2 protein-coding genes are annotated in these 3,646 nt (G+C 61.4%); both read left to right on the top strand.

What is annotated here, in order from left to right:
* A partial coding sequence (locus tag QNK41_RS03530; protein WP_319253808.1) for an NAD(P)-binding protein occupies positions 1–3,141 on the top strand: 3,141 nt, incomplete at its 5' end.
* A 236-nt stretch (positions 3,142–3,377) separates the two neighbouring features.
* A partial coding sequence (locus QNK41_RS03525) for a hydrogenase iron-sulfur subunit (protein ID WP_413815113.1) occupies positions 3,378–3,646 on the top strand: 269 nt, incomplete at its 3' end.

Below are 3,646 nucleotides of genomic sequence, written 5' to 3'. Positions count from 1 at the left end.
CCCTACCTGTTCCAGATGGCCTCGGTGCGCGAACAGGTCTCCTGGGTCACCAAAGATGAGGATGAGGCCACCCGCAAGGCCAAAACCCTGGCCGCCGGTGCCATCAACCGGGTGAACTTTCACCAGATGCTGGAAACGCGGTCCGTCAGCGTCCACCCCGACGTCATGGTTGTGGGCGGCGGTATCGCCGGTATGCAGGCCGCTCTGGACATCGGCAACGCCGGCCACACGGTCTACCTGGTGGAGCGCGAGACCACCGTGGGCGGCCACATGCTCCAGTTCGACAAAACCTTTCCCACCCTGGACTGCGCGGCCTGCATCGGCACCCCCAAAATGGTGGAGGTGGCCCAAAATCCCAACATCCGGCTACTCACCTACAGCGACGTGACCGATGTGTCCGGCTACATCGGCAACTACCAGGTCACCGTCACCCACAAACCGCGCTACATTAAAGAGGGCGTTTGTACCGGCTGCGGGGAGTGCACCACGGTGTGCCCGGTCTGCCTGCCCAGCGAGTGGGACGAGGGTCTGGCCGACCGCAAAGCCATCTACCGGGCGTTTCCCCAGGCGGTGCCCATCACCTTTACCATCGACAAGAAAGACCGTGCGCCCTGCACCACCACCTGCCCGGCGGGCATCAACGTCCAGGGCTACGTGCAGTTGATCGGCCAGGGCAAGTACCGCGAAGCCGTGGAACTGATTCTCAAGCGGCTGCCCTTGCCGGGCGTTTTAGGACGGGTCTGCCCGCATCCCTGTGAATCGCAGTGCCGGCGCCGGGAGGTGGACGCCGCGATCGCCATCCGGGACCTGAAACGCTTTGTCGCCGATCAGGTCAGCCCCGAAGACCTGCCGATTCCGGCCATCGAAGACCGACCCGAAAAAGTCGCCGTAATCGGCTCTGGTCCTGCCGGCTTGACCGTGGCCTATTATCTGCGGCTGCAGGGCTATCGGATCACCCTTTTTGAGGCCCTGCCCGTTCTCGGCGGCATGCTTCGTGTGGGCATCCCCGACTACCGACTACCTCCGGGCATCCTGGATCGGGAGATCGATTACCTGCTGCGCCACGGCATCGAAACCCGCACGAAAATGCGCTTGGGCACGGATTTCGATCTGGCAGACCTGACGGACCAGGGATTTGGGGCCGTTTTTCTGGCCATCGGGGCCCACAACGCCATGACGCTGCATATCCCCGGTGAAGAAGCCCCCCGGGGCGTGGTCGACGCCATTGCCTTTCTACGAAAGGTCAACCAGGGCGACAGACAGCGGCCCGGTGAACACGTCGCCGTGGTGGGCGGTGGCAACGTGGCCATCGACGCCGCCCGGGTGGCCAAACGACTGGGCGCCCGCACGGTTACTGTGGTCTATCGCCGGTCCGAGCAGGAGATGCCGGCCTATGCCGACGAGATCCAGGGCGCCAGAGATGAGGGTATCAAAATCGCCACCCTTTCGGCGCCGGTGCGCATCCTGGCCACGAACGGCCAGGTTAGCGGATTCACGTGTATATGCACTGAACTGGGTCCCCCGGACGAAAGCGGCCGGCGGCGGCCGGTACCCGTGGAAGGGTCCGAATTTGTCATCGACTGCGATGCAGTGATCCCGGCCATCGGCCAGAAGACTGACGCAGCCTGGGCGCAAAAGGTTCCCACCCTGGACCTGACCGCCCGCAACACCGTTACCGTGAATCCGCATACCATGCAGACATCCATCCCCCATGTGTTTGCCGCCGGCGATGCGGTCAGCGGACCGGCCACGGTGGTCGAGGCGGTGGCGGCCGGGCACAAAGCGGCGGCAGCCATCCAGCGCTTCCTCGACGGAGAGGACCTGAAGGAATTCGCCCGGATTCAGGCGGCCCAACCCGCACCGGGAAGCGACTGGGCAGCCATCCCCGAAGACATCGCCCCACTGCCGCGGGTGCAGCCCACACATACGTTTGATGCTGCCCGAGTGATGACCTTCGACGAGGTGGATCCGGGTATGAGCGAGCATGACGCCCGGCAGGAAGCGTCACGCTGCCTGAATTGCGGGGTGTGCAGCGAGTGCATGGCCTGTGTATCGATCTGCGAGGCCCAGGCCATCGATCACACCATGACGGCCACCCAAGAGACGATCCAGGTAGGCAGCATCATCCTGGCCACGGGATTCGACCTGCTGGACCCCAGTCCCATCAAGCCCTTGGGCTACGGCCGCTATGCCAACGTCTTCAACAGCCTGGAGTTCGAACGCCTGAGCAACGCCACCGGCCCCACTGGCGGCCGCATTCTCATGCGCGACGAGGCCGGTGAGTTTACCAACCCGCCCCAGAGCGTGGCCCTGGTTCACTGCGTGGGCAGCCGGGACGTCAACTACCACCCCTACTGTTCCCGGGTCTGCTGCATGTATGCCCTCAAGTACAGCCACCTGATCAAGGAAAAGGTCGGCCAGCATGCCCAAGTTTACGATTTCTACATCGACATGCGCTGTTTTGGCAAAGGCTACGAGGAGTTCTACCGCCGCTGCCAGGAGGAGGGCACGGTCTTCATCCGCGGCAAAGTGGCCGAGATTACCGACCAGGGTCAATCCGAAGCGGAAGCCGGCAAATTGGTGGCCATCGCCGAAGACACCCTGCTCGGCGAGCAGGTGCGGGTACCCGTGGACATGGTGGTGCTGTGCAGCGCCATGGAAGCGCGGGCCGACACCACTGAGGTGGGACGGCTGTTCGGGGTCAACCCGGGCGCCGACGGCTTCTTTCTGGAAGAACATCCCAAGCTGGGGCCACTCAACACGGCCACGGACGGGGTCTTTCTGGCCGGTGCCTGCCAGGGGCCCAAGGATATTCCCGACACCGTGGCCCAGGCTTCCGGGGCGGCGGCCAAATCCCTCTCCCTGGCCACCCGGGGGGTGGTGGAGGTGCCTTCGGCCATCAGCTGGATCGACCCGGAGATTTGCTCCGGGTGCCAGACCTGTATCGACCTGTGCGCCTACGGCGCCATCGAGTTCGATGCTCGTCGCCAGGTGAGCGTGGTCAACGGCGCCTTGTGCAAAGGCTGTGGTAGCTGCAGCACGGCTTGTCCGTCCGACGCGGCCCAGGTCAGACATTTCCAAGGCCGGCAAATTTTTGCGGAGTTGGATGGAATTATGAATGCCTTGGCGGCGGTTGGTTAGAAGGATTAAAAAAATAACAATAACCAAAAAACAAATGACAAATAAATCACAATGTCCAAATAGCAAATTCCAATTCATCGGTTTGTATCTGATTAAGATTGGGGTATTGGAGGCGGTTTGAAAGTTGGATCTTGTAATTTGGAATTTATTTGTAATTTGAACATTGTGATTTGAGATTTTCTGGTTCGTCGGGGTTAGGTGTAACCAATTAAATATAATAAATAATGGAGATTTTCATGGATCCATTCGAACCTGCAGTAATTGCTTTTGTCTGCAACTGGTGCACCTACACCGCCGCCGACCTGGCCGGCACCTCCCGGCTCTCCTACCCCGAGAATATCCGCTTGATCCGGGTGATGTGCACGGGGATGGTTGATCCCCAATACGTCATCAAGGCGTTTTTGGAGGGGGCGGACGGGGTGCTGATCAGCGGGTGCCACCCCGGCGACTGCCACTATATCAACGGCAACTACAAGGCCCGCCGCCGGGTGAAGCTGCTCAAGGA

Source organism: Desulfosarcina sp., from assembly GCF_033791525.1.
Lineage (GTDB): Bacteria > Desulfobacterota > Desulfobacteria > Desulfobacterales > Desulfosarcinaceae > Desulfosarcina.
The sequence above is the reverse complement of the archived record's forward strand: the minus strand, read 5'-3'. Positions and strand labels throughout refer to the sequence as shown.